The organism is Pseudarthrobacter sp. RHLT3-21 (assembly GCF_059383495.1).
In genome coordinates this window covers 74,119-97,712 of record NZ_JBWZCI010000016.1, presented here as the reverse complement: position 1 = coordinate 97,712, position 23,594 = coordinate 74,119, and the positions used below count along the sequence as shown (strand labels likewise).

The window sequence follows — 23,594 nt, the reverse complement described above, 5'->3', positions numbered from 1 at the left end:
CGCTCGGTTACCGACGGCCTAACGAAGTCCACTATGGTTATCAACAGCCAGCACTGGCAGCGTAGAAGAATTCACCAATTCCGCTGTCCGAAATCCTCGCGGCAGCTCAAACCTGTTTTTGCTCGAATCGGCCGCGGCAGTGCTGGCTGCGCTTTGGGTGCTGTTCCGCGGCAGCAGAGCCTCCTTTGCCCTGGCCCTGATGGTGGCCCTGAGCGCATTTGTGGCCGTGGTGTTGTACCGGTACGTGGATATTCCGGCCTTCGGACCCCTCCCTGCCATGTATGAGCCGGTGTGGTTTTTTGAGAAGTCCCTCAGCGCCGTGGCTGAAGGAGCCGGAGCGCTACTGGCCGCTGCGGGCCTGGTGCGGATCGCCCCCAAGCGCCGCTGACGGGTGGCAGGATCTCAGAGCGCGTATCGTCCGATGCGAAGGCCGTTGTTGCAGCAGGCGCCGCCGCATCCATTCTTCGCCGCGCACCCCGCTTCTAAACCCTGGCGGACCGGAAGACTCTGCTGCGGGCCGTCCTCATGGGCCTTTGTTGCCCGGCGGACCCTCTCCTGGTCGTCGTGGGTTGCGCTGCCCTCATTCTCGACGCCGTCGACGGTCCGGTCGCCCGGCGTGCCGCCCCAGTTGACCCTTATGCGGCGGGGGAGGCGGAATCTACCGGAACGGGACGAAGCACTTTCAGGGCCCCTGCCCAGGCGATGACCTGGTCGAACACTGCCAGCAATCTTTTCTCTGCCGCCTCCGAGGGCTTGAACGTACGGTAATTCTCAAACTCCGTTGCCAGGTTCAAGGCCACTTGCGCCCGTACATCGGCCAGTTGCAGCTCACCTGCCACCGCACGTAGATGCTCCACAGCCCGGGTGCCACCGGCATTGCCATAACTGACGAAGGCGGCTGACTTGTTGTTCCACTCAAGGTAGAGATAGTCGAGGGCGTTCTTCAAGGCCGCCGGAATGGAATGGTTGTACTCGCCCGTGACAAAGATGTAACCGTCAAAGCGGCCCACAGCCTGGGACCAGGACTTTGTGTGCGCGTGGTTGTATTGGCCCCGCGACGGCGGTCTGGGCTCATCCAGCAGGGGGAGGTCGAAGTCAGCGACGTCCAGGAAACCGAAGCTCGCATCGGTACGTTCCAGGGCTCGCGCGTACACCCAGTCCGCCACCGCCTTCCCCAGCCGTGAGGGCCTAGTGCTCCCCAGCACAATTGCAATCCGGATCATGGCAGAAACCCTTTCGTCAACGAAACTGCCCCTATCCAGACAACGCTCCAGGTGCCGGGAAGCTTCCGATGAGGACGTTTGCACCGGTGATCATTGCGGCGACGTCGCTGGCGAGGTAGGCGAGAAGCGATGCCACTTCCTCGGACTTCATGCGATCAGGGCATCGGTGCGGGTGGGAGGTTCTTGGCGGCGGGCCCTTGGATGACGGTGCCCTCGGTGGTGAATCGGGAGCCGTGGCAGGGGCAGTCCCAGGTGGCGTCGGCTGTGTTGAAGCCGACGGTGCAGCCCAGGTGTGTGCAGGTGGCGGAGACGGCGTGTACCTGCCCGTGTGCGTCTTTGTAGACGGCCGTGTTTTCGCCGTTGACCGTGATGACTTTCCCCTCTCCCGGCGACACCTCCGTTTGGCCGGGCTGGCCGCGGAGTTTGCTGGCCAGGACAGCTGCTACGGTCTTGATGTTCTCCTTCACGAACCGCCTCGCGCTGGCTGCCGGGGTAATCCGGTTGCTGTTGAACACCGAGGCCCAGGGGTTCTCCCGGCCGTTGATGGTGTCCGTGAGGATGAGTGCGGCCGCGGTTCCGTTGGACAGGCCCCATTTGCGCAGACCGGTGATCACGTACACGTGTTTGGCGGTGGGGGACATCAGTCCGGCGTAGGGCAGCCCGTCGAGCGGGATGCCGTCCTGGGTTGACCAGCGGTCGGCGACCTTGTCTACGCCGAGGCGATCGTGGGCGAAGGCTGCGAGTCTGCGGTACCGCGCGGCAGTGTCGCCGGACTCTGATATGCGGTGGCCCTCGCCGCCGGTCAGCATATAGCTTGTGCCGTTGACGCTGGCGGCCAGAATGGACCGCATCGGTTCGTCGACGCTGATGAACGTTGCGTCCGGCGGTGGAGTTTCCACGCGTCCGGCGACAATGTAGGAGCGGTGCGGATGACACCGCAGGTAGAACAGGCCCTGGCCGCCGAACGGCACATTCGAGGCGACGATGATGTCGCGGGCCCGGACGGTGCCCTGGCCAGTATCGACGACGGCCGGGGCGCCGTCGTGGATTCGCTGCGCCCGGGTCTGCTCGAAGACGAAGCTGCCCTCACCATCAACCACGCGGGCCAGACCCTGAAGGTATTTCACGGCATGGATTTGCGCCTGCCCATCGAATCGGACCGCACCCTTGACCGGGAAGGGCAGCGGCACCTCGGTGGTGAAGGTGGCGGGCAGGCCGAGCCGGGCCGCAAGCTGGGCTTCCCCGCGCACGAGGTCGAGCGCGTCATCGGACTCGGCGTAGGTGTAGTTGGCGACGCGGCGGAAGTCGCAGTCGATGGCTTCCTCCGCCACCAGTAGAGCGACGTGTTCGACCGCGGCCTGGTTGGCCTCCCCGTAGGTGCGCGCGATGTCGTTGCCGTGTCGGCGTGCCAGTTCCGTATAGGCAAGGCGGTGAAGGGAGGTGACTTTGCCGGTGGTGTGGCCGGTGACGCCGGTTCCGACGCGGGCGGTCTCGATGACCGCGACGGTCCGGCCGGTGCGTTTGAGCGCCAACGCGGCGGTCAGCCCGGCGATGCCCGCCCCGATGACCGCGACGTCCACCTCCAGATCCCCGCGCTGGACCGGATAATCGGTGGTTCCGGCGGTGGCGACCCAGAGGGAGCGTGGTTCACCTTCCGGCCGTCCACTGTTCGATGCGTCATTCACTGCGTCACCTCAGGATCACCCGGTACTGCTCGGCTGTGTTAAGGCTGCGTCAGCGGCCGCCGACGCCGAGGGACTGACGCCCGCCGTCGTCGGTTTCCACGAACCATGGCGTTATGTGCCGCTGCCCTTCATCTTCTCCATGGCATCCCTTCCGAGCCAGAGGCCCAAACCGACCATGCCGACGCCCAGAACCCGGTGCAACCAGTTGTCAGCCGTGTTGAACGGGACGAAGTTGGCGGCCGCGTTCATGTCGATGACCAGGCCGTAAATCCACAGGAGCAGGTAGACGATGCCGCCGCCGAGCAGGAACCAGCGGGCCATCGGGTTTGTCCGGGCCATTGCAATGCCAGCCACGCCGAACAGCAAATGCACGATGTTGTGCAGCACCGACACTTGGAAGACGCCAAGGAGCATGGCCCCGGACTCATGTCCGGTGAAGGTCATGGCGCCGTAATTGGTGGTGATTCCCGGGATGAACCCGAGGACTCCAACCAGCAGGAAAACCGCACCAATACCCCCTTTCACGCTGTTTGCCGGCTCTTCAGGTGGAGAGCCGGCCTCGCGGCAAGGAGTCGCAGGAATCCTGCCGACGCCCACATCGTACTCCTGAAAACCGCGTGTGGGCAGGGGAAACAGTGCCTTGGGCGCCTCGGCCAGGCGTGACCGGCCGCGGCCATCTTTTCCAGAAGTCACCGTCGCTGACATGCTTGTGTTGTGACCTTAGCCTCGACGCAGCCACCCCGCACCGCACTCAGCTGGAAGCTGCTGCCTGCGGCGCTGCTCTCGCTGTCCGGAGTGCTGCTATTCGGCGTCGAGAATGACGCCGTGGGCTACAGTGTGCTCGCGTTGAGCCTGGTCACGGCCGCGCTGATCGACCGTGAATTCGTGCGGCACCTCGCGCTGATTGCGGCGGGAATGGTGATCATCAGCGCGGTACCGCTGAACGCGGATTTGAGCATCTCGCACATGACCCTGATGGGTGGTGCCCTCGCGTTGGCCGTGCTGGTGCCGTGGCTGGTGTCGCGGTTCGTCTACCGCGAGAAGATCATCAAATTTCCGGTCAACACGGGCCGCAAATGGCCTCTGTCAGCGAAGCTGTACCTGCTTGCCGTTGTAGCACTCGGCTACTGCATTCTGCCCGTCTACCTGATCCGCACGGGGGTGTATCAGAACTGGCCGGACGCCTCCGACCCCACCATCTTCTGGCGGCTGTTTCTCGGCGTGAACGCAGTTGGAATTTGGGACGAGCTGTTCTTCATCTGTACCACCTTCACGCTCCTGCGGCGGCACTTCCCGGACTGGCTCGCCAACATCTTGCAGGCAGTGGTCTTCTCGTCATTCCTGTGGGAGATCGGCTACATGGCCTGGGGTCCGCTCCTGACGTTCCCGTTCGCGCTACTGCAGGGCTACACCTTCAAACTGACAAAGTCGTTCACCTACGTCGTGACAGTGCACCTAGTCTTCGACTTCGTGCTGTTCCTCGCGCTGGTGCACGCGCACAACCGCGACTGGCTGCCGATCTTCTTGTACTGAGGCCGCTCAGACAGCGGTCCCGCGGAATTGCGAGAAGGCCTGGGTATTCTCGCCGTCCTCGAAAATGCGTGAGGCAGACCCGACGATCAGGCTGTCGGGTTCATTTACGAGGTCGGTGTCCTTGTCCTCGTAATCGAACATGTGCAGGACGTGGCGCATGGCTTCCACCCTGGCCCGCTTCTTGACCACTGTCCATGGCGCCCAGTCCGTGTCCGTGGCCAGGAACATGGATTCCTTGGCTGCGGTGTAGGAGTCCCACTTGTCCAGGGGGAGCGAGGTCCATGGGGGAGAGCTTCCATTGCCGGACGGGGTCCACCTGGCGGATCGCGACCCGGGTCAGCTGTTCGGTACGGGAGACGGAGAACCAGAACTTCACGACGTCGATGCCATCGTTGGTGAGGACCTGTTCGAAGGCAGGGGCTTGGCTGAGGAAGCTGTGGTATTGATCCTCCGTGCAGAATCCCATGACGCGTTCGACGCCGGAACGGTTGTACCAAGAGCGGTCGTACATGGTGATTTCGCCCGCGGCCGGCAGATGGGCGACGTAGCGCTGGAAGTACCATTGTGACTGCTCACGCTCGCTGGGCTTTTCCAGTGCCACCACGTGGGCTCCGCGAGGATTGAGGTGCTCGGTGAAGCGCTTGATGGCCCCGCCTTTGCCGGCTGCGTCCCGTCCCTCGAAGACCATCACCAGGCGGCGGCCTGTGGCTTTGATCCATTTTTGGAGTTTGAGCAGCTCGATCTGCAGCAGCCGCTTCTCCAGTTCGTACTGATCCCGGGTCATTCTCTCGGCATAGGGATAGCCCTCGCGCCAGGTGTCAACCGGGGTGCCGTCAGGCGAGATGAGGACGGGATCGTCGTCATCAGTATCGAGCACAGTAAAGCCATGGCGGGAAAGGTCGAGTACGTTCACGACGTCGAGGCTACGTCCCAGCGATGAATGGACGGTTAACAACCCGCTGGGAGCGCTTGGAGGCGGACGATTTCCAGCCCTGCGATCTCCAGCCACCCCTACAGGCGCAACGTCACGGCATCCCGGCCAAGTGCGCGCAAGCGTCCCACAAGCGCTTCCGGGCTTCGGGGTCCGATCCCATACCTGGCGTCGGGAGCTCCTTGCGTTTGGCCCACAGCTTTCCGGAGACTCCCGCTGTTTCGCGTGACGTGGCGAGCCAGAGCGGTGTATCTGCTGCTTTGTCGGCCGGTGCGCCGAACGTGTTTGTGATCCAGCGGAAAGGCCCTCCGACGTCCTGCAGCAGCGAAGTGTTCTTGACCAATCCCGGATGGACGGCATTGGCCACAACGTCCGAGCCGCGCAGGCGCTCAGCGAACTCCTGCGTGAGCAGAACACGGGCGAGCATTGTGGGCGGCGTCGAACGAAGGTAGCTGTACTTGCCCGTCGCAGTCTGGAGGTCGTCGAAGTTCAGCTTGGCATTGCCATACCGGGACGCGATGTTGACAATGCGGGAAACTCGCGGCGAAGTGTCAGGGCGATCCGCAGTTCCGGCGTCGCCGCCTGTATCGGCGGGGTGCGTGAGCGCGTCCAGCAGCAGGTTGGTCAGCAGGAAGTAGGCCATGACGTTGGTGGCGAAGGTCAGTTCGAGTCCGTCGACAGTCACGTGGCGCTCCTTTCGGAACACGCCGGCTGCGTTGACCAGCACGTCGAGCCGTTCGTGGCGGGACAGGAAGTCAGCAGCCGCCGTATGGATCGAGGACTGGTCTGAGAGGTCACAGACCAGTGTCTCAAGTTTGGCGCCCGGAACGAGCCGTCGGATGCCCTTCATCGCCTTGTTGGCACGGGCTGTTGAGCGCCCCACCACGACCACTACGGCACCCTCGCGCGCAAGGCCGGTAGCCACAGCGCCTCCCAAGCCGCCGGCCGCGCCCGTCACCAGTGCCACGGTCCCATCCATGGAAGCCATCGCCTCGCCTCCTGACGCCTTGCCTATTGTCGTGCCGATGAGGTTGCCATAGAGCCGGGGGATTCCAGCGCTATTCCTCACCTCGTCAACAGCACACCACATGTGAATCGGATTGACCATACTCGTGGATAAGTTCAGCGGGAGGTAACGCTCGCCCAGCTCCGGGCTGTTTATGAGGCTGTCTGGGGCACCCGCCTCGACCCCAGGAACTTTCACCGAAAGGCCACGGGAACCCCTGGTTTTCTGGAGGGCGCCGGGCTCATGCGACCGCTTGACTGACGCCCCTTAGTGACGGGGAAGAGTGGGATCCCGCAGTAGCCTGGGCTTCACCAGCCGGCCGATGGTACCGATCGCGGCGTTCCGGGTTCCTGAGCCGGCATCCATCATGGCGAATTGGCCCATCAGGCGTGAGGCCAACACCAGCCGTTGAGTTCGCGCCCTGCGTTCCTTGTCGAACGCGGCAAGACCGGCGTCGACAGAGGAAGCCTGCGCCACGCACCGCCCCAGCGTGGCCCCATCAACGATAGCCTCGCAGGCGCCACGTCCAAGGAAGGGCGCCATTGCGTGGGCGGCGTCGCCCACCAACGCTGTCCTTCCGGTGGTGTACGACGGCAACTTCGGCGCCTCGAAGAGTCCATGATGCAGGATGGCGTTTTCTTCGATTGTGTCAATCAACTCCCGCACGCCGCGGTGCCAGGTCCCGAAATGGTTCATCACGTGCGGCAGGTGTGGTCCATCAAACGTCTGATCGGCGCGGATGCATGCGTACCAGTTGGTCGCTTGAGGACCTGCCGGTGTGATGCCGAACAGTGCACCGGGAGCCCAGGTCTCGCCGTATTCGGTTACGGCGCCCTTGACCGTGCCCCGCCATGCGATACCTCCAAGCGAACGGGCGCGGAACCGATCACCGAAGATCCGCTGCCGGGTGCGGCTGAACGTGCCGTCTGCACCGACAACCAGCCCTGCATCGTCTAGCTGTCCGGCGTCGACGACCTGCGTGTTGAAGCTGACGTCGATGTCCCGGGCAAGCGCGGCGAGCAACGCGGGCCGGGAGACCAGGTTCAGATCGGCGCCGCCGGGGGCTGTGAGCAACGTCCGCCCGGCCGGCGTCCAGAGTCGGGTTCCTGCGTCGGCAGCAATATGGGCCCAGCCATCTGTGCGGCGTGAGGCGTCAACGCCAATGTCGTCGAGGGCTTTCATCGCCGCCGGCCACATACCCAGCATGGTGCCCGACGTCGGCAGGGCCGCGGCCTGCTCCACAACTGTCACTGACCAGCCGTGACGCTTCAGGGCACGTGCCGTGCTCAGGCCGCCGATTCCCGCCCCGATGATGACCGCTGAATGTCCCACGCCTTAAGGCTACAGACTCCACCGATGCGGTCCTTCCTCGCGTGCGGGGTTTGGGTAGGCTGGGGCGACCGTTTGGCAGTGTGCGGTCAGCATCCGTGACTTGGCGGCCGAGATTGTCGCCGGTGCCGACGAGCCCCACCCGGTCCGCATCCACTTCGATCACTGACAATTGCATCGGCCGTTCTCCCCGCCAGGAGGCGTACGGCAGCCGAACCGTGGTGCAGTGCCGCCGCCGTCGCGTCAATATCCGTACCCAGGGCATCCCACCCGGCTCACGCCGTGTGCGCTAGAATTATGTACATGACAACACTCCCGGTGGCAGAAGCTCGGTCAAATTTCTCGCGCCTTGTGGAGCGGGCGTCCACGACGCACGAGCGGTTCGAGATTACCCGGAATGGACTGCGGGCGGCTGTGCTCCTGGGTGCCGATGACTACGATGCAATGTTGGAGACTGTGGCCATTCTCTCTGACGCCAGGCTTGTCAAAGAGATCGGCCAAGGACTCCATGATCTCGAGCGTGGTGACACCTTCAACGCAGAGCAGGTAAAGGCTGCCATGCGGCCTGCAGCCGGAACGGAATGAGCACCGGTTATGACGTCCGGTTCTCGAAATCTGCACGGCGCGCACTGACGCATGGCCTGCCGGAAAAAGTGGCGGCGGCAGCGTTCGAGTTCATAACGGGTGCGCTCCGCGAGAATCCTCGTCGGCTGGGGAAGCAGCTGCAGGAGCCCCTGTATCCGCTCTATTCAGCCAGGCGCGGCGAATACAGGGTCATCTACCGGATCATTGACGACGTCCTTCTGATCGAGGTGATATCAATTGCTCACCGTCGTGACGCCTACAGATGAGAAGCGCCCTGGCGTGGAATGACAAAACCGGTACTCAACTATCAGGTACGCTGTGCCCATGTCATCAGAGACGCTGGCCAGCCACCTCACCGCCCCCACCGAAACTTTCGCCGTGGATCCGGCCCGTGTGCGGATCCTTGTCGCCCACGCCCGGCATTCTGCGGACGCCCATCTCGAGCTGATTCACACGCCCCTTACAGGTGGTCCGCTCGCCTCGCTGCCGCTGTCCACCGAGGCTGATGTCAGCGAGGCCTACACCCGGGCGGGAGCCGCCCAGGTCGAATGGGCCCGCACGTCGTTCAAGGATCGCCAGCGGATAATGGAGCGCTTCCACGACCTCGTCCTAGCCCGCCAGGACGAGGTCCTTGACTTCATCCAGCTCGAGTCGGGCAAGTCCCGGGGCCACGCCTTCGAGGAGGTTGCCGACGTCGCCGTCACGGCACGCCACTATGGCCGCGCCGCCTCCGGCTACCTCAAAACCCGCCGCCGCTCCGGCGCCTACCCGGTGTTGTCCCAGGCGCGGGAGCTGCGCCATCCCAGGGTGTGGTGGGCATCGTCTCGCCGTGGAACTACCCCTTCAGCCTCGCCGTCACGGGCGCGATCGCCGCCCTGATGGCGGGCAACGCCGTCGTCCTGCGGCCCGACCGTCAGGCGAGTTTATCGGCCCTGCTCGTGTCGAGATGCTGCGTGATGCCGGGCTTCCTGAGGGGGTCCTCGAGGTGGTCCTTGGTGACCGCGGCATCGGCCAGGCCGTCCTGGACCGGGCCGACTACGCCTGCTTCACCGGTTCGACGCCGGTGGGCCGCAAGGTTGCGGAATCCCTTGCCGGCCGGCTGATTGGCTACTCCCTCGAGCTCGGCGGGAAGAACGGCGTCTACATCGCCGACGACGCCGACCTCGACAAGGCCGTGACCGGAACCATCCGCACATGTTTCGCATCGGCAGGCCAGCTGTGCATGTCGGCAGAGCGGGTCATCGTGCACGAGACGGTGGCGGATGCCTTCACCGCAAAGCTCGTCGCCGCGGTGGAGGCCATGAAGGTCGGCACGGCGCTCGAATACGGCAATGACATGGGCTCCTCGCTTCTGCTTCCCAGCTTGAGATAGTCACGGCACACGTTGAGGATGCGAGGAGGCGCGGCGCAACCGTACTCACCGGCGGCCGGCACCGCCCGGACCTCGGTCCATATGTCTACGAGCCCACCCTGCTGGCCGGCGTCACCACGTCGATGCTCTGCCGCAATGCGGAGACGTTCGGCCCCGTCGTGGCGATCTACCGCGTAGCGGACGACGCCGAGGCCATCCGGCTCATCAACGACACCGAGTTCGGCCTGCACGGCAACGTATTCACCGGCAGTGTCCGCCGCGGCCGGGAGCTGGCCGCCAGGGTCCGAACGGGCACCGTAAGCATCAATGACTCATACACCGTCGCGTGGGGCAGCATCGGCTCGCCCATGGGCGGCATGAAGGCCTCCGGCGTGGGCCGTCGGCACGGCGCCGAAGGCATCTTGCGCTTCACCGAGAGCCAGACTGTGACGGCCCAGCACCTGCTGCCGTTCGGTCCCGCGTTCGGAATGTCCGACGGCGACCACTCCAGGCTGCTGACCTCCCTCCTGCGCGCGCTCAAGACAACGGGAAAGAAGTGAACGCCCACAACGACGGCCCGGCCGTTGACCACGATGTCGTTGTCATCGGCTCCGGTTTCGGCGGCTCGGTCGCAGCGCTGCGGCTCGCCGAGAAGGGCTACGACGTCCACGTGGTTGAGGCGGGGCGCAGGTTCGAGGACGGAGACTTTGCCAAGACTTCATGGAACCTCCGCGAGTACCTCTGGGCCCCGAAGTTTGGCTGTTTCGGCGTCCAGCGCGTCCACAAGCTCCCGGACGCACTGATTCTGGCGGGTGCCGGCGTCGGCGGTGGCTCCCTCAACTATGCGAACACGCTCTACATCCCGCCGCCACCGTTCTTCCAGGACAAGCAGTGGGGCCACATCACCGACTGGCAGGACGAGCTTGCGCCGCATTACCGGATGGGCCAGTCGATGCTGGGGGTGGTGACTAACCCGTGCGAGGGCCCGGTTGAGCAGCTGATGCGTGCCGCCGCGGACGAACTCGGCGTCGGCCACACGTTCAAGAAGGCGCCCACCGGCGTGTTTTTCGGCATGCCTGGTGTCCGCGTCCCGGACCCCTACTTCGGCGGCGCCGGGCCTGAGCGCACCGGCTGCACGGAGTGCGGCAACTGCATGGTTGGCTGCCGCGTGGGCGCGAAGAACACCCTGACGAAGAACTACCTGGGCCTGGCCGAAAAGAGGCGCCTGAATGCGCCCTGCTCTTCTTAGATTGGGGAGCTTTCACGCAGGCAGCGGTCCTCTGGGTCGATGACGCCCATGATGCGTTTGCCGATGCTCCCCAGCTGGCGCGACTGTGCCTTCGTGAGGGGATCGAACACGAGTGCCCGCACGGCTTCCACATGCCCGGGGGCTGACTCCACGATCTTCTCCAACCCCTCGTCTGTGAGCGTGGCCAGGGTGATGCGTCCGTCGGATGGATCCGTGCAGCGGCTCACCCAGCCCCGCTTCTCAAGCCTGCCCACCACCTGGGACAGGCGGGGGAGACCTGACTCGGTAAAGCCCGCCAGGTCACTCATCCGGCGGGTTCGTTCCGGAGCTTCGGACAGGCCGGCCAGGACCATGTACTCAAAGTGGGTTATGCCGGCGTCCTGCTGCAGCTGGGAGTCCAGGGCGGCGGGCAGCTTCATCATCACGCCCACGAGGGTGAGCCACACCTCACGTTCATCGGGGCTCAGCCAGCGCGGCTCCACGGGATTTTCCATAGGGCAAGTCTAGGGCATTTACTTCATGAATGAAGTTTTATGTCCGGCAAATCACTTGCGTCGTGAATTAATGTTCAGTACTGTTTACTTCAACATTCAAGTACTTCCAGACTTCCTGAGGAGCCCAGATGACCGCCATGTCCGAGACCGTCGCACGGCCATTCGAACAACCGGCCGCCGTCCGCAGCCAGGTCACCGTCCCGCTGCGCTTCCCGGATGGCTTCGCGGCCACCGCCGAGATCATGACGTTCCATGGACTGGCCGACGGTAAGGAGCACCTGCTGCTCGCGCTCGGCGAATGGGAGCAGGCCCTCCTGGACCAGGGCCCGGAACGCATAGCGCCGCTGGTCCGGCTGCACAGTGAATGCCTCACGGGCGACGTGTTCGGCAGCGAGCGCTGCGACTGCGGACCCCAGCTGCGCGAGGCCGTCGAGGAGATCGCCGCCGTCGGGGGTTTCCTGCTGTACCTCCGGCAGGAGGGGCGAGGCATCGGCCTGTACTCAAAGCTTGACGCGTACGCCCTGCAGGACACCGGCCTGGATACCTACGAAGCCAACGTGGCCCTTGGCCGGGGCGAGGACGAGCGGGACTACGGCGCCGCCGCCCAGATGCTTGGCGCGCTTGGCGCCGGCCCGATCCGCCTCCTCACCAACAACCCGGACAAAGTGGGGCAGCTGACCGCCCTCGGCGTTGACGTCTCGGAGCAGGTCCCCACCGGTGTGCACCTCTCGGGGGCAAATCGCCGCTACCTGGCGGCGAAGCGAAGCCACACCGCGCACACCATCGAGCTGCCGGCAGAGACCCTGCCAGGGGAGATCCTTCCGGCCGAGATCATTCCTTCCCATGACGAGCTGCTGGCCCGGGTGGATGCCCTCGTTCCCCGGCTGCGGGAGCGCGCGGCGGAAACCGAGGAGATCCGCCGCATCCCGGAAGCCACCATGGCTGAACTGAAGGCAGCAGGCGTGTTCCAGATGCTCGCGCCGAAGGCTGTGGGCGGTTTCGGCATGGGGCTGGAAACGTACGTGGAGGTGGTTCGCCGCCTTGCCCAGGGATGCGTCTCCACGGCCTGGAGCGTCGGGCACCTGGCGGAACATGTGTGGATGCTGGCCCGCTGGCCGCAGCAAGCCCAGGATGAAGTCTTCGCCAACGGGCCGGCCCCCTTGGCTGCCGCCACGGGCGCCCCTCCCGGTAAAGCAGAGGATGTTCCCGGCGGTTTCGCCATCTCGGGCCGCTGGAGCTTCGCCTCCGGCATCATGCACTCCGAATGGGCGCTCCTGGCCGTGCAGCACGGCGAGGTCCGCCTGCAATGCCTGGTCCCGGTGTCCGATCTTGAACTCCTGGACGTCTGGCACACGGCCGGCCTGCGGGGGACCGGAAGCAATGATCTCCGCGCGGAAAACCTGTTTGTTCCGGCGCACCGCGCCCTGGAGTGGAACCTCCTGGCGGCCGCGGACAATCCCGGCAGCCTCATCCACGCGGATCCGAACATTCACATTCCCATGGCCACGTTCCTGAACATGGTTGCTCCCGCCTCCGCTCTGGGGGCCGCTGAGCACGCCCTGGAGGTGTTCGGGGACCTGATGATGGTGCGCAAGGTCAAGCAGACAACGCAGGCGCGGCAGGCGGATTCGCCGCTCGCACAGGCCCGGTTCTCGCAGGCCTACGGGCAGGTGGCCACTGCGCGGCTGCACTGGCAGGAAGCTGTCCGGGTGGTTTCCGCGGCCTACGATCGCCGGCCTGTCGCTTTCACCGATGACGAGCGGGCTCGGTACCGGCTTTCGCTGGGTCTCAGCGGCGCGGCGTCGGCGGAGGCTGTCCGCCTCATCCTGACGGGCTCCGGCGGGAGTGTGCATCGGCTGACGCACCCGCTGCAGCGGATCCAGCGCGATGTCAATGTCCTGCTCAACCACCCATCGCTGACCATGGATCCGATTCTGGAGCAGGCAGGCCGCGGACTTCTGGACCTCGGGTTTTCCATCCCGGCGGAGCAGTTCTAGACGGCGCGGATACGACTTACTGGATATCGGCCAGCCAGAGGTCCGGGCCAAACACTTCGTACTGGATGTCTTTGGGCGAAACCCCTTTGGCGATCAGGTCACTCCTCACTGCCTGCAGGAATGGCAGCGGGCCGCAGAGGTAGTACTCGGCGTCCATGGGCAGGTTCACCGCGTTGACGTCCATGAACCCTGAGAACGTCGAGCCGGCTGGACCCTGGTCCTCGGCCGGATTCAGGAACCAGCTGTGGAGGGATCCCTCGGCCAGCCGGCTGATGTCCTCACTGACCTGCTGGCGGAGCGGAAACGAGTCCGGACTGTCATCGGCATGCAGGAGCATCACTTGGCGCTGCGAGCCGGACTTCACCAGGTGCGAAAGCATCCCGGCCATGGGTGTGATGCCGATGCCGGCGCTGGCCAGTACCACCGGCCGGTCGGTGTACTCCAGCACCACGTCGCCGAAAGGTACAGAGAGCACCACTTCGTCACCAACGCTGACGTCCTGGTGCAGCAGGTTGGACATCTCGCCGTCAGGCGTGGCGAGCCCGTGGACCCTTTTGACAGCGAAATGCCGGTGCTGCCCGTCATCGGCCCGGGTCAGGCTGTACTGCCGCGGCTGGTGTACGCCGTCCTTCATGGGCATCTTGAGAGTCACGTACTGCCCGGGCAGGGACGGCTTCACGTCCCGGTCGTCGGTCCGTTCCACAACGAACGTGACCACATCGGCTGTCTCCTGGATGCGCTGGGCCACCCGCCAGGTCCGCCAGATGGTGTCAGGTGAGAGGTGCACCGCGCCATAGAGCCCGCGTTCCTTGTTAATCAGCATGTTTCCCATCAGCCAGTACACCTCGTCCCAGGCCGCCGCGACCTCCGGCGTGACAGCATCACCCAGCACGTCCACGATGGCCCACATCAGGTGCTCATGCACGATCTGGTACTGGTCCGGACTCAGGCCCAGTGAGGCGTGTTTGTGGGCTACCCGCGACAACAGATGATCGGGCAGCTGATCCGGCTTTTCCACCAGGTAGGTGGCGAAAGCGGCGATTGATCCGGCCAGTGCCTGTTGCTGGCGGCCGTCCGCCTGGTTCCCCCGGTTGAACAGGCCATCGAGCAGGTCCGGCCTCGCGTCGAACATGTGTTTGTAGAACCGTTTGGCAATCTCTTCAATATGTTCACCGACCACAGGCAGTGTTGCCTTGATGATGGGGAGGGAGGTGTCAGAGAGCATGGTGCGTCCTTCCGTGATGACCGGCTGAACCCAGCGGTCAGTCGCCTTGGCCGTGCCAATGTAGCAGTCCGGGCCGGCTGGGAGAAGGGCTACCGGCAGGCAACCCAGGCAGTACCGTCACCTGACCGCCGGGCAGACGGGGGAGCTGGCGGCCAGCGCCATGCCGATGACCCCTTGCAGGACGGCCGGCTTCGGAGAAGGATATGTGCCCTCACTCGAGGAGGCCAACCATGCTCCAGCTTGGAAAGTTTGAACGGTACCTGATCGAGGAATTCTTCGACGACTACCGCGCCGGCGCAATGACGCACCGCACCTTCACCCGCAGGGTCGCATTCATCATGGGAAGCATGACGGCGGCATCTACCGCGATGCTGCTCGTCGGATGCACACCCGAGGAAGTCCCGCGCAGCACCGACCCCATGCCCACGCCCACCCCATCATCGTCGACGGCGGGCACCGGCACCGCTTCTGCCGGTGCTGTTCCGGGGGCCAAGAGCCCGCTCTCTGTCCCGGAAGGCGCCGCGGGGCTTACGACGGCGACCGTCCGGTTCTCTGCCGACGGAACCGATATCAACGGTTACCTCGCCCGGCCTGAATCCGGCGCAGCCGGCCCGGCGGTGCTGGTCTGCCACGAGAACCGAGGCCTGACCCCTCACATCCAGGACGTTGCCCGCCGCTTTGCCAAGGCCGGGTACGCGGCGTTGGCCCTTGACCTGCTGAGCAGGGAAGGCGGCACCGCCAGCCTTGACTCCGACGCCGTGTCAGGCGCACTGACCAGCGCCGGCGCCCAACGCCATGTTGCTGACTTCGCCGCCGCCTTTGACTATCTTCAGGCCCAGGACTTCGTGGACTCCGGACGCATCGCCATGAACGGGTACTGTTTCGGCGGCGGCATCACCTGGCAGGCGGCAACCGAGCTGGCCGGGCTGAAGGCCACCGCCGCGTTCTATGGGCCGGCGCCGGACCTGAACAAGGTGCCGGCCATCAAGGCAGCGGCGTTCGGGATCTATGCCGAACTCGACCAGCGGATCACCGGCGCGATGCCGGGCCTCCGCGACGCCTTGGACGCCACCACCGTGACGCATCAGCTCACCGTCTACCCCGGCGTCGACCATGCCTTCCACAACGACACCGGCGAGCGCTATAGCGAAACCCAGGCCACGGCTGCCTGGAACGACACCCTCGCCTGGTTCGGACAACACGTCTGAGGCTGCACAGCTGATCAGCCGCGGCATGGCGGTCCTGCCGCGGGTAGTCTTGAAGGATGAGCACCGCAATCCCACTAACGCTCACCTTCGACGGGCAATTCGCCCGGGAACTTGAGGAGCTGGCGGTTCCGTGGCAGGCGGAGGAAGCGCCTGACCCGCAGCTGCTGGTCCTGAACGAGCCGTTGGCAAGCGAGCTGGGCTTGGACCCGTCCTCGCTGCGGACGCCTGACGGAACACGGCTGCTCATCGGCAACCGGGTCCCCGAAGGTGCCACACCCGTGGCCCAGGCCTATGCCGGCCACCAGTTCGGCGGCTACTCACCCCTGCTCGGCGATGGTCGGGCCCTCCTGCTGGGTGAGGTCACGGACAGCCATGGGCGGCTTCGGGACATCCACCTTAAGGGCTCCGGCCGGACACCGTTCGCCCGCGCGGGTGACGGTCTCGCCGTCGTCGGTCCCATGCTGCGCGAGTACGTCGTCAGTGAAGCCATGCACGCCATGGGCATCCCCACCACGAGGTCCCTCGCCGTGGTGGCCACGGGCCGGCCCGTCCGCCGCGAAACCATACTGCCCGGGGCGGTGCTTACCCGGGTGGCGAGCAGCCACCTGCGAGTTGGCAGCTTCCAGTTCGCCCGCGTCAATGGCGACACGGACCTCCTGCGCCGCCTGGCCGATCATGCCATCAGCCGCCATTACCCGGACGCCGCGCTCGCCGACAAGCCCTATCTCGCGTTCCTCGATGCGGTCATAGCCGCCCAGGCGTCCCTGGTGGCGCAATGGATGCTGGTGGGCTTCGTCCACGGCGTGATGAACACCGACAACATGACCATCTCCGGCGAGACCATCGACTACGGTCCGTGTGCGTTTATGGACGCCTTTAACCCCGGCGCGGTCTACAGCTCCATCGACGCGGACGGACGCTACGCCTACGCCAACCAGCCGGTCATTGCCGAGTGGAACCTCACCCGGCTTGCCGAAGCACTCCTGCCCCTGCTCCATGAAGACCAGGATCAGGCTGTGGCGCTCGCCGTGGAGTCCCTCGGCGCCTTCCGTACGCTGTACAGCGCGGCCTGGTCAGCCGGCATGAAATCCAAGCTTGGGCTGCGCGCGGACACGCACGACGACGTCGCGTCGCCTCTGGTGAACGGTGTGCTGGCCCTGCTCCAGGAAGGTCAGGTGGATTACACGTCCTTCTTCCGGAGCCTTGGTTCGGCGGCCCGCGGCACCCCGGAAACTGCCCGGGCCATGTTCGCGGACCCGGGAGCCTTCGACGCCTGGGCCGCACCGTGGCTGGCCCTGGTGCCGGATGCGGACCTGATGGACCGGACCAACCCCGTCTACATCCCTAGGAACCACCTGGTGGAGGAGGCCCTTGACGCTGCTATTGCAGGCGACCTGGACCCCTTCAACGTCCTGGTGGACGTCCTTGCGGATCCGTACACGCCGCGGCCCGGCCTGGAACGCTACGCAGGCCCCGCCCCTGAAGCCTTCGGGAGCTACCGGACCTTCTGCGGGACCTAAGCGAACACAAGGGGTGGACGACGGCGGCACGCGGCTGGGTGCCGCCCGCCGCCGTCGTGCACGCCCGGATCACGCTACGCGGACGAAGGACGCTCCGGCGAGCCAGCTGATGGAGTGGACTTCGGTTTTGTAACCGTCCACCCCGCCACTGACAACCTGGCCGTTGCCGGCGTAGACGCCCACATGGCCGGCCGTGATGACCAGGTCACCGGCGGCAGGCGTGCCCACCGCCGTGCCGTACTGGTAGAACTGGCCCGGCGCCAGGTCTCCCACGCTCTTACCGACCGAGCGCAGCGCTTTCTCCACCATGGCAGTGCAGTCCTGCTGGAGGCCGAGCTGAGAATTGGCGGAAGCCAGGATGGCCGCGCCGACTGAGCCGGCGGGCGCCTGGGCCGCCGGTGCGGACGTTGACGCCAGCTGGATGCCGGTGTTGGTGGGGGCGGCCGGGGCCGCCGCGGCCTTCGCCACCGGGGCCGGTGCGGTGTAGCCGGCGCCGGGGATCCGGATCTGGTCGCCGGGGTAGATGATGCTGCTCAGCGAGAGTCCATTGGCGGCAAGGACGTCGTTGAGCGGGACGCCATTGGTGGCGGAAATCTGGCCCAGTGTTTCACCCGAAACGACGGTGTGGACGTTGGCCGCGGCGGGGGCCGCCGCAGCGGTGGCCTGAGCAGTAGCGGCCGGAGCCGCTGCACTGGTTTGGCCCTGGACCTGGGCAGTCCCGGAATTATCAGGGCCATGGACACCGGCCTGAGCCGGGACGCCGACGCTGAAAAGGATGCCGGACGCTGCAACAGCCACAAGGGCCGGGCGGCCGAACGTCAGGGCGCGCGCTTTGGCCGTGGAAGACAGGCCGACAAGCACGGTTGAGCGGTTAGAAACCGCACGATGGCGTGCGGAAGTGAAATTCTTGGACACGGTTGATCGCCTCTCCCATGCCTGCGGGGTGAGCTGTCGGGTTCGGGTCGGAGACACCCGGCCGGTAACGCCACCGCACGGGACGGAGCGACACCGACTTAACCCCAAGGCTTTGAAAAAGCCGTGGAAACGTGGTTCCCCCGTCCCTGCCAGTTGGAAAGTGACTGGATCCCGGTCAGCGGCAGGGCTCGGCATGCTGGCGGGAATGTCCCGGCTTGAGCCAGGCCACCGCTCGACCATAACTTCTGCTCGGCGGCAATGTCACATTCCGGTAACGGAATGTACGCGTGAAATTCACCTGTGGTTCTGCCCGGATTCCCTGCTCCTCGCTAACGATGTTGCAGGTCAGCCCCCGTAATCCGTATATGCCCGGTAAGCTCACCAACTATGTCCCGGATTGTTCAAAAAATGCGGCTGCCCGCCCTCGCAGGCGTGCTGGCGGTCGCCCTGGTGGGGTCGGCTGCGCCGCTTCCCTCACATGCCGCCGACGACGCGCCGCCGGGCGGCTATCCCTCGTGGCAGGACGTGCAGAACGCCAAGCAAAGCGAGGCCGGAAAAGCGGCAGAGGTCACCAGGATCAACGGGTTGCTGGGCGGGCTCCAGACCGAAGCGGAGGCGCTGGGCAATGCGGCCGTAACGTCCGCCGCGGAGTACGCCTTGGCCGAAGCGGCGCTTCAGGCCGCCACCTCCACCGTGGACGCCCTGACCGCCCAGACCGCACGCGCCGCGGCCGACCTGGGAAAGTACAAGAAAGAAATCGGTGCCCTGGCGGCCCAGTCGTACAAGACCGGTGGCACCAACATGGGCTTCTTCGTTGCCCTCGACGCCGTGCAGAACAACAGCATCCAAGGCCTGAATATCGTCCAGATCGTCAGCGACAAGACTGCTGCCCTGGTAAACAAATCCGCAGCCGCCGAACGCATTTCCCGCGCCCTCGCTGATCAGGAACAGGCCGCCAGGGCCGAGCGCGAGCGCCTGTCCGGCGAAGCCAGAACCAAGCTCGACGCCGCCCAGTCCGCCCAGCAGGCCATGTCCCGGCAGATCGCGGAGCAGCAGGAACACGGCCAGGAACTGACAGCGCAGTTGGCCTCCCTCAAGGGCACCACCGCTGCGGTGGAGGGGGAATTCCGGCAGGGCCAGGCGGCGTTGGCCGCGTACGAAACGGCGCAGGCCGCCAAGCGGGCCGCGGCGCAGGAACAGGCACGCCAACAGGCGGAGGCGGCAGCCAAGGCAGCTGCCCTCGCCGCTGCGCAGAAGCCGGCTCCGGCCCCACCGGCTGTACCGGGAGTGCCCGCCCCCGCTCCTGTCCCGAGCCCGACGCCGGCCCCGCCGCCCGTCGTCGTCGTGCCTTCCGTGCCGGGCGGCGCCGTGAACGATCCCGTCGGCGCAAAAAACTACGCGGCCGGGCAGCTGGCTGCCTACGGCTGGGGCCAGGACCAGTTCCAGTGCCTGGCATCACTGTGGACCAAGGAGTCCAACTGGCTGACCACCGCCACCAACCCCTACTCGGGCGCATACGGGATCGCCCAGGCGCTGCCGGCCAGTAAGTATGGGACGGCCGGCGGCGACTGGCTCACCAGTTACCGGACCCAGGTCAATTGGGGACTGTCGTACATCGCGGACCGCTACGGGTCACCATGCGGCGCGTGGAGCCATTCCGTGGCCAATAACTGGTACTGACCTGTAGGGACCGCAGCCGGGTTACGTTCCGGAGGCTTTGGCGAATTCCGCGGCGCTGAAGAATTCAATGCCGACGAAGGCTTCATCCCCGTCCACCCAGGCGTCATGCCCTGGTGGAATGGTGTAGGAATCGCCGGCGCTGATGTTGATCCGGTTGCCATCGGTGGTCTCGACGTTGAGGGCACCGGAAACGCAGTATCCGACGTGGTTGTTCTGGCAGGACTCGGTTTGGACCACCGGCTTGATGCAGTCCGACCAGCGCCAGCCGGGACTGAACGTCAACCGGCCAACCGTGTAGTCGCCCAGGTTGACGACGTCCACTTCCGTTTTCTCCGGCCGGCGCTTCTCATCCGGTGTGTTGTGGGACTTGACTGCCAGCTCGGTGACGATGTTTGTAGGCATGGCACGCAGACTTTCTCTGTGGAGTTTGTGTCTATCAGCTGTCTGTCCTTGGCGGCCAGACGGCATCTGAGGCGCTTACGATTGCCAGCATCCTCCCGCCGGCGGCGCTTGTCGAGACCTAAACCACTAGGCTTTTCCCATGCCCGATTTTGAACGGTTCCGGGTCCTGCTGGAGGAAGAGCGCACCCGGAAACTCGCGCTCCTCCCCGCCCTCCGCGCCGACATCTCATCAGCCAACGCCGCCCGCCAGGATTCCAACGTGGACGACGAACACGACCCCGAGGGCGCCACCATTGCGTTTGAGCTGTCGCAGGCATCGGCGCTCCTGCAGCAGAGCAGCTCGGGCCTTGACCAGGCGGACGCGGCCCTGGCTCGGATTGCGGCTGGTACCTACGGCATATGCGCCGTGTGCGGGGACTCCATTGCGGAGGGACGGCTCGAAGCCCGGCCGTCGACGCCGTTTTGCATCCTCCACGCCGCTGCCGGCCGGCAGGGACGGTAGCGGGCGCCATGAACCAAAGCACCGTGAACGAGAGGGTGCAGGAGGCTGCCGGCTTCATCGACGCCACCCTGCAGAACGAGGGCACCTGGTACCGGGCGGAAGATGTGGAGTCCCGGGTGGGCGGGGCACTGGGGTCCTACGGATCGTCCGTCGGAGCCGTACGCGGCACTGTCCGCGACGCCGGGAGGAAGTTCCAGGAGCTTGACCACGATGAGGTGACCCATTTGGCATCGCTCCTCTGGGGCCGGCCGGGTCCCGGCAGGCGGCCGATCTATGAGCGCCGGCTCGCCGCCGTTGTGCTGCTGCAGTCCCGGGTGGCGCTCCTCCGCCATTCTGACCTGACCAGGCTGGAGGGCTTCATCAGATCCGCGCATACGGCCGAGTTGGTGGACCCCCTGATTGGCGACGTTGTGGTGCCGCTGCTCCGGGGGCTGGGTGGCAGCGACCGCCAGCGCGCCGTCGTCGTCATCACCCGCTGGCACCAGGACCCCGACGACGCGCTCCGCCATGCTGCTCAGCTCCTCGCTCAGGGAACCGACCTGCAGCGCATTTCCGGGAACCGCGACCAGGGAAGAGTTTGACCCCTGTTCCAGGGGCGCTGTCAGCCGTACTCTGGGGCTGGAGGTGATTGCCATGGAGGCAATGCAGGGCGACAGGATCATCGTCCGGGGAAGGACCGTCGGATCCTCAGACCGGCACGGGATAATCGTCGAGGTACGTGGTCAGGAAGGCCATCCGCCCTACCTGGTCCGCTTCGACGACGGACACGAAACCGTCATGTACCCCGGCGGTGATTTCGCCGTCGAACGCGGTCACGGGGCCCAAACAGGCTAACGCGCGGCCGACGCCTGCGCGTCAGGGCCACCGGGCACCTGTCAGACTGAAGGAATGGATCACTCCTTGGCTGCCACGTCCCCTGATGCGAACCTCACGTTTCCGCCGGTCCGGACCGGTCCGCGGGACCCCGGTGACGCGTGGGTGGATGGCGGCCGCGGCAAGTTCTGGGGCAGGTTCGGTGCCGCCGGCGTCCTGGCCTATGACCCCGGCAAGGGCGTTCTCCTGCAGCACCGCGCCCTGTGGAGCCACAACGGTGGTACCTGGGGACTGCCCGGCGGAGCATTGCACCAGGGCGAGGACGCCGTCACCGGGGCCCTGCGCGAGGCGCACGAAGAAGCCGCTGTGCCGGCCGCGGATGTGAGCGTCCTCTTCACGTCTGTGCTGGACTTTGGCTACTGGTCCTACACCACCGTTATTGTGCTGGTGACCGCGCCTTTTGAGCCCGTGATCAGCGATCCGGAGAGTCTCGAACTCCAGTGGGTTCCATTGGACGACGTGGACCTGAAGGAGCTCCATCCCGGTTTTGCGGCATCGTGGCCTGACCTGCGGACGCGCATGCTGGAACTTTCTGCCCAGCGGAGTCAATAGACCCCGGAGGTCATTTCGTGCGATTGCGGCCACGCGGCGCCTGCTGAATTTTGCCGACAGACCGTCAGTATATTAGGTTAGTCTTACCTAAGTGCGGTGCGCCATGATGGTGTTCCGAACCCCTGCTGCGCGTGAGGAAGAATATGACCGCCCCGCTCTCCGTGTTGCTCAAACAGTCCACCAGCGCGGCCCACGAAGAGGCCGAGTCGTCCCCGTTTATGGGCGACCTGCTCGAGGGCAGGCTGGATGTGACCTCCGTTGCGTCCCTCACTGCCCAGCTGTACACGGTGTACGGTGCCATGGAGTCGGTGGCGCGGTCCGAGTACGGTGCTGATCCGCTGCTGGCAGGGTTCCTGGACCCCGCCCTGGAACGGACGGCGGCCCTCGAGGCGGACATGGCGTTCCACTATGGCACCGGCTGGCGGGAGCAATTGGCGGACGGCCGCATTGTCACCGTCCCCGCCACGACGGCTTACGCCACGCTGATCCACGAACACCACAGTGCCGAGTTTATGCTCGCCAACCACTACGTCCGCCTCCTCGGGGACCTGTCCGGCGGACAGATCATCCACCGCCTGGTCCAGCGGCACTACGGCATCCCCGACGACGGCCTGAACTTCTACCTTTTCCCCGGCATCGGGAAGATGAAGCAGTACAAGGACGGCTACCGGCTCCGTCTGGACGCCCTGGCGCTGCGCACGGACCGGACCGAGGCGTTGCTCGCCCACGCAGCGCACGCCTTCCGGCTCAACGGCGACATCTTCGCGGACCTGCAGTCCGCCGTCGGGGCCCGTCCGCAGCCTGCGGCCTGACCCATGGACCAGTTCCTGGATCTGCCCTTCGGCGTGGCTGCGGCCAGCCTGTTCGCCATTGTTATGCTGCGCGTCAACGCGACGTACTGGATCGGCCGGGGAGCCGCAGCAGGTGTGGAGCACACACGGTTCGCGTCCTCGTGGAACGGCCGGCGCGCCGGCCAGGCGAAAGAGCTGGTCCGCCGCTGGGGGCCGTTCGCCGTGACGCTGTCGTTCCTGACCATCGGCCTGCAGACGGCCGTCAACCTCGCCGCCGGTGCTGCGAAGATGCCGTTGCGGCGCTACCTTCCTGCCGCCGTCGCCGGTTCCATCCTGTGGGCACTGATCTACGCCACCATCGGGCTCGCCGCCGTCGAAGCATGGCTGGCGTTGGCGGCCGGCTCCCCGTGGGGGATTGTTGTGCTGGCCGCCGCGGCGGCCGGGCTTATCGCGTGGCTGCTGGTACGACGGCGGCTCAGGTCGCGGGGGAGCGCTGCCGAGCAGGCGGCGGCAGGCAATGCGGATAGGGTGGGCTGAGCCCCA

At 65.5% G+C, this 23,594-nt stretch carries 24 protein-coding genes, 4 pseudogenes and 1 riboswitch; of the genes and pseudogenes, 18 read left to right on the top strand and 10 right to left on the bottom strand.

Annotated features, from left to right (window positions below):
- The first annotated feature begins 118 nt into the window (after window positions 1–118).
- Entirely contained in the window at window positions 119–388 is a 270-nt protein-coding gene (locus AC50YA_RS16215; RefSeq protein ID WP_494983261.1) for a hypothetical protein, read from the top strand.
- A 247-nt stretch (window positions 389–635) separates the two neighbouring features.
- Here the strand turns inward: AC50YA_RS16215 and AC50YA_RS16210 are convergent, their stop codons facing one another.
- The 3 genes from AC50YA_RS16210 to AC50YA_RS16200 all read right to left on the bottom strand — a co-directional run bounded on the left by AC50YA_RS16210 (window position 636) and on the right by AC50YA_RS16200 (window position 3,433).
- Window positions 636–1,223, bottom strand: a complete 588-nt coding sequence (locus AC50YA_RS16210) for an NADPH-dependent FMN reductase (protein WP_494983260.1) — start codon at window positions 1,221–1,223, stop codon at window positions 636–638.
- A gap of 155 nt (window positions 1,224–1,378) precedes the next feature.
- Window positions 1,379–2,908: an FAD-dependent oxidoreductase gene (locus AC50YA_RS16205; protein ID WP_494983259.1), complete on the bottom strand. Its 1,530-nt coding sequence runs from the start codon at window positions 2,906–2,908 to the stop codon at window positions 1,379–1,381.
- A 111-nt stretch (window positions 2,909–3,019) separates the two neighbouring features.
- Window positions 3,020–3,433, bottom strand: a complete 414-nt coding sequence (locus AC50YA_RS16200) for a DUF4383 domain-containing protein (RefSeq protein ID WP_494983264.1) — start codon at window positions 3,431–3,433, stop codon at window positions 3,020–3,022.
- A 189-nt stretch (window positions 3,434–3,622) separates the two neighbouring features.
- Between AC50YA_RS16200 and AC50YA_RS16195 the strand changes: the two genes are divergently transcribed.
- Window positions 3,623–4,441, top strand: coding sequence for a CPBP family intramembrane glutamic endopeptidase (locus tag AC50YA_RS16195; RefSeq protein WP_494983258.1), 819 nt, complete (start codon window positions 3,623–3,625; stop codon window positions 4,439–4,441).
- A 6-nt stretch (window positions 4,442–4,447) separates the two neighbouring features.
- Here the strand turns inward: AC50YA_RS16195 and ppk2 are convergent.
- Window positions 4,448–5,318, bottom strand: a pseudogene (ppk2, locus tag AC50YA_RS16190) (polyphosphate kinase 2).
- A 148-nt stretch (window positions 5,319–5,466) separates the two neighbouring features.
- The gene (locus tag AC50YA_RS16185; RefSeq protein ID WP_494983257.1) at window positions 5,467–6,360 is read right to left on the bottom strand and encodes an SDR family NAD(P)-dependent oxidoreductase; all 894 of its coding nucleotides are present in this window, start codon (window positions 6,358–6,360) and stop codon (window positions 5,467–5,469) included.
- A 141-nt stretch (window positions 6,361–6,501) separates the two neighbouring features.
- Between AC50YA_RS16185 and AC50YA_RS16180 the strand changes: the two are divergent.
- Window positions 6,502–6,624, top strand: a pseudogene (locus AC50YA_RS16180) (NrtR DNA-binding winged helix domain-containing protein); the annotation flags it as partial.
- 21 nt (window positions 6,625–6,645) lie between these two features.
- Here the strand turns inward: AC50YA_RS16180 and AC50YA_RS16175 are convergent.
- The gene (locus tag AC50YA_RS16175) at window positions 6,646–7,710 is read right to left on the bottom strand and encodes an FAD-dependent oxidoreductase (protein ID WP_494983256.1); all 1,065 of its coding nucleotides are present in this window, start codon (window positions 7,708–7,710) and stop codon (window positions 6,646–6,648) included.
- 300 nt (window positions 7,711–8,010) lie between these two features.
- On the opposite strand from AC50YA_RS16175, the gene AC50YA_RS16170 reads away from it, so the two are divergent.
- The 5 genes and pseudogenes from AC50YA_RS16170 to AC50YA_RS16150 all read left to right on the top strand — a co-directional run.
- The gene (locus tag AC50YA_RS16170; protein ID WP_494983255.1) at window positions 8,011–8,292 is read left to right on the top strand and encodes a type II toxin-antitoxin system Phd/YefM family antitoxin; all 282 of its coding nucleotides are present in this window, start codon (window positions 8,011–8,013) and stop codon (window positions 8,290–8,292) included.
- Window positions 8,289–8,558: a type II toxin-antitoxin system RelE family toxin gene (locus AC50YA_RS16165; RefSeq protein ID WP_494983254.1), complete on the top strand. Its 270-nt coding sequence runs from the start codon at window positions 8,289–8,291 to the stop codon at window positions 8,556–8,558. Before AC50YA_RS16170 ends, AC50YA_RS16165 begins: the two co-directional genes overlap by 4 nt.
- Before the next feature lie 58 nt (window positions 8,559–8,616).
- Complete coding sequence (locus AC50YA_RS16160) at window positions 8,617–9,171, top strand: aldehyde dehydrogenase family protein (protein WP_494983253.1); 555 nt, start codon at window positions 8,617–8,619, stop codon at window positions 9,169–9,171.
- A pseudogene (locus tag AC50YA_RS16155) lies at window positions 9,102–10,203 on the top strand (succinic semialdehyde dehydrogenase). Before AC50YA_RS16160 ends, AC50YA_RS16155 begins: the two are co-directional and overlap by 70 nt.
- Window positions 10,200–10,862: pseudogene (locus AC50YA_RS16150) on the top strand (FAD-dependent oxidoreductase); the annotation flags it as partial. The pseudogenes AC50YA_RS16155 and AC50YA_RS16150, both read left to right, overlap by 4 nt.
- A gap of 26 nt (window positions 10,863–10,888) precedes the next feature.
- Here the strand turns inward: AC50YA_RS16150 and AC50YA_RS16145 are convergent.
- The gene (locus tag AC50YA_RS16145; RefSeq protein WP_494983252.1) at window positions 10,889–11,386 is read right to left on the bottom strand and encodes a MarR family winged helix-turn-helix transcriptional regulator; all 498 of its coding nucleotides are present in this window, start codon (window positions 11,384–11,386) and stop codon (window positions 10,889–10,891) included.
- Window positions 11,387–11,514: 128 nt separating this feature from the next.
- Between AC50YA_RS16145 and ribA the strand changes: the two genes are divergently transcribed.
- Entirely contained in the window at window positions 11,515–13,383 is a 1,869-nt protein-coding gene (gene ribA, locus AC50YA_RS16140) for a GTP cyclohydrolase II RibA (protein WP_494983251.1), read from the top strand.
- Between the two features lie 16 nt (window positions 13,384–13,399).
- Here the strand turns inward: ribA and AC50YA_RS16135 are convergent, their stop codons facing one another.
- Complete coding sequence (locus tag AC50YA_RS16135) at window positions 13,400–14,608, bottom strand: globin domain-containing protein (protein ID WP_494983250.1); 1,209 nt, start codon at window positions 14,606–14,608, stop codon at window positions 13,400–13,402.
- 230 nt (window positions 14,609–14,838) lie between these two features.
- Between AC50YA_RS16135 and AC50YA_RS16130 the strand changes: the two genes are divergently transcribed.
- Window positions 14,839–15,816 (top strand): dienelactone hydrolase family protein, encoded by a 978-nt coding sequence (locus AC50YA_RS16130; protein WP_494983249.1) that lies wholly within the window; start codon window positions 14,839–14,841, stop codon window positions 15,814–15,816.
- Between the two features lie 56 nt (window positions 15,817–15,872).
- The gene (locus AC50YA_RS16125) at window positions 15,873–17,336 is read left to right on the top strand and encodes a protein adenylyltransferase SelO (protein ID WP_494983248.1); all 1,464 of its coding nucleotides are present in this window, start codon (window positions 15,873–15,875) and stop codon (window positions 17,334–17,336) included.
- Window positions 17,337–17,405: 69 nt separating this feature from the next.
- Here the strand turns inward: AC50YA_RS16125 and AC50YA_RS16120 are convergent, their stop codons facing one another.
- On the bottom strand, window positions 17,406–18,197 hold the full coding sequence (locus AC50YA_RS16120; protein ID WP_494983247.1) for a LysM peptidoglycan-binding domain-containing protein: 792 nt from the start codon (window positions 18,195–18,197) through the stop codon (window positions 17,406–17,408).
- Window positions 18,198–18,254: 57 nt separating this feature from the next.
- Window positions 18,255–18,427, bottom strand: a riboswitch (cyclic di-AMP (ydaO/yuaA leader).
- A 211-nt stretch (window positions 18,428–18,638) separates the two neighbouring features.
- On the opposite strand from AC50YA_RS16120, the gene AC50YA_RS16115 reads away from it, so the two are divergent.
- A complete protein-coding gene (locus AC50YA_RS16115; RefSeq protein WP_494983246.1) occupies window positions 18,639–19,931 on the top strand; it encodes an aggregation-promoting factor C-terminal-like domain-containing protein in 1,293 nt (430 codons plus the stop codon).
- A gap of 21 nt (window positions 19,932–19,952) precedes the next feature.
- On the opposite strand, the gene AC50YA_RS16110 is transcribed toward AC50YA_RS16115, so the two are convergent.
- On the bottom strand, window positions 19,953–20,333 hold the full coding sequence (locus AC50YA_RS16110; protein WP_494983245.1) for a cupin domain-containing protein: 381 nt from the start codon (window positions 20,331–20,333) through the stop codon (window positions 19,953–19,955).
- Between the two features lie 139 nt (window positions 20,334–20,472).
- Between AC50YA_RS16110 and AC50YA_RS16105 the strand changes: the two genes are divergently transcribed.
- The 6 genes from AC50YA_RS16105 to AC50YA_RS16080 all read left to right on the top strand — a co-directional run bounded on the left by AC50YA_RS16105 (window position 20,473) and on the right by AC50YA_RS16080 (window position 23,588).
- A complete protein-coding gene (locus AC50YA_RS16105; RefSeq protein ID WP_494983244.1) occupies window positions 20,473–20,835 on the top strand; it encodes a TraR/DksA family transcriptional regulator in 363 nt (120 codons plus the stop codon).
- A gap of 8 nt (window positions 20,836–20,843) precedes the next feature.
- Window positions 20,844–21,416, top strand: coding sequence for a DNA alkylation repair protein (locus AC50YA_RS16100; RefSeq protein WP_494983243.1), 573 nt, complete (start codon window positions 20,844–20,846; stop codon window positions 21,414–21,416).
- 52 nt (window positions 21,417–21,468) lie between these two features.
- On the top strand, window positions 21,469–21,669 hold the full coding sequence (locus tag AC50YA_RS16095) for a DUF1918 domain-containing protein (protein WP_494983242.1): 201 nt from the start codon (window positions 21,469–21,471) through the stop codon (window positions 21,667–21,669).
- 54 nt (window positions 21,670–21,723) lie between these two features.
- On the top strand, window positions 21,724–22,260 hold the full coding sequence (locus AC50YA_RS16090; protein ID WP_494983241.1) for an NUDIX domain-containing protein: 537 nt from the start codon (window positions 21,724–21,726) through the stop codon (window positions 22,258–22,260).
- Window positions 22,261–22,403: 143 nt separating this feature from the next.
- Window positions 22,404–23,072 carry a biliverdin-producing heme oxygenase gene (locus tag AC50YA_RS16085; protein WP_494983240.1) on the top strand — a complete coding sequence of 223 codons (669 nt, stop codon included), beginning with the start codon at window positions 22,404–22,406 and terminating at the stop codon, window positions 23,070–23,072.
- A 3-nt stretch (window positions 23,073–23,075) separates the two neighbouring features.
- On the top strand, window positions 23,076–23,588 hold the full coding sequence (locus AC50YA_RS16080; protein WP_494983239.1) for a DedA family protein: 513 nt from the start codon (window positions 23,076–23,078) through the stop codon (window positions 23,586–23,588).
- The last annotated feature ends 6 nt before the right edge of the window (window positions 23,589–23,594 follow it).

Excerpts from the sequence above, each read along its gene's own strand:
- AC50YA_RS16210 (WP_494983260.1), bottom strand. The coding sequence starts at position 1,223 with ATGATCCGGATTGCAATTGTGCTGGGGAGCACTAGGCCCTCACGGCTG.
- AC50YA_RS16185 (WP_494983257.1), bottom strand. The coding sequence starts at position 6,360 with ATGGCTTCCATGGATGGGACCGTGGCACTGGTGACGGGCGCGGCCGGC.
- AC50YA_RS16170 (WP_494983255.1), top strand. The coding sequence starts at position 8,011 with ATGACAACACTCCCGGTGGCAGAAGCTCGGTCAAATTTCTCGCGCCTT.
- AC50YA_RS16165 (WP_494983254.1), top strand. The coding sequence starts at position 8,289 with ATGAGCACCGGTTATGACGTCCGGTTCTCGAAATCTGCACGGCGCGCA.
- AC50YA_RS16160 (WP_494983253.1), top strand. The coding sequence starts at position 8,617 with ATGTCATCAGAGACGCTGGCCAGCCACCTCACCGCCCCCACCGAAACT.
- AC50YA_RS16145 (WP_494983252.1), bottom strand. The coding sequence starts at position 11,386 with ATGGAAAATCCCGTGGAGCCGCGCTGGCTGAGCCCCGATGAACGTGAG.
- ribA (WP_494983251.1), top strand. The coding sequence starts at position 11,515 with ATGACCGCCATGTCCGAGACCGTCGCACGGCCATTCGAACAACCGGCC.
- AC50YA_RS16135 (WP_494983250.1), bottom strand. The coding sequence starts at position 14,608 with ATGCTCTCTGACACCTCCCTCCCCATCATCAAGGCAACACTGCCTGTG.
- AC50YA_RS16130 (WP_494983249.1), top strand. The coding sequence starts at position 14,839 with ATGCTCCAGCTTGGAAAGTTTGAACGGTACCTGATCGAGGAATTCTTC.
- AC50YA_RS16125 (WP_494983248.1), top strand. The coding sequence starts at position 15,873 with ATGAGCACCGCAATCCCACTAACGCTCACCTTCGACGGGCAATTCGCC.
- AC50YA_RS16115 (WP_494983246.1), top strand. The coding sequence starts at position 18,639 with ATGTCCCGGATTGTTCAAAAAATGCGGCTGCCCGCCCTCGCAGGCGTG.
- AC50YA_RS16110 (WP_494983245.1), bottom strand. The coding sequence starts at position 20,333 with ATGCCTACAAACATCGTCACCGAGCTGGCAGTCAAGTCCCACAACACA.
- AC50YA_RS16105 (WP_494983244.1), top strand. The coding sequence starts at position 20,473 with ATGCCCGATTTTGAACGGTTCCGGGTCCTGCTGGAGGAAGAGCGCACC.
- AC50YA_RS16100 (WP_494983243.1), top strand. The coding sequence starts at position 20,844 with ATGAACCAAAGCACCGTGAACGAGAGGGTGCAGGAGGCTGCCGGCTTC.
- AC50YA_RS16095 (WP_494983242.1), top strand. The coding sequence starts at position 21,469 with ATGGAGGCAATGCAGGGCGACAGGATCATCGTCCGGGGAAGGACCGTC.
- AC50YA_RS16090 (WP_494983241.1), top strand. The coding sequence starts at position 21,724 with ATGGATCACTCCTTGGCTGCCACGTCCCCTGATGCGAACCTCACGTTT.
- AC50YA_RS16085 (WP_494983240.1), top strand. The coding sequence starts at position 22,404 with ATGACCGCCCCGCTCTCCGTGTTGCTCAAACAGTCCACCAGCGCGGCC.
- AC50YA_RS16080 (WP_494983239.1), top strand. The coding sequence starts at position 23,076 with ATGGACCAGTTCCTGGATCTGCCCTTCGGCGTGGCTGCGGCCAGCCTG.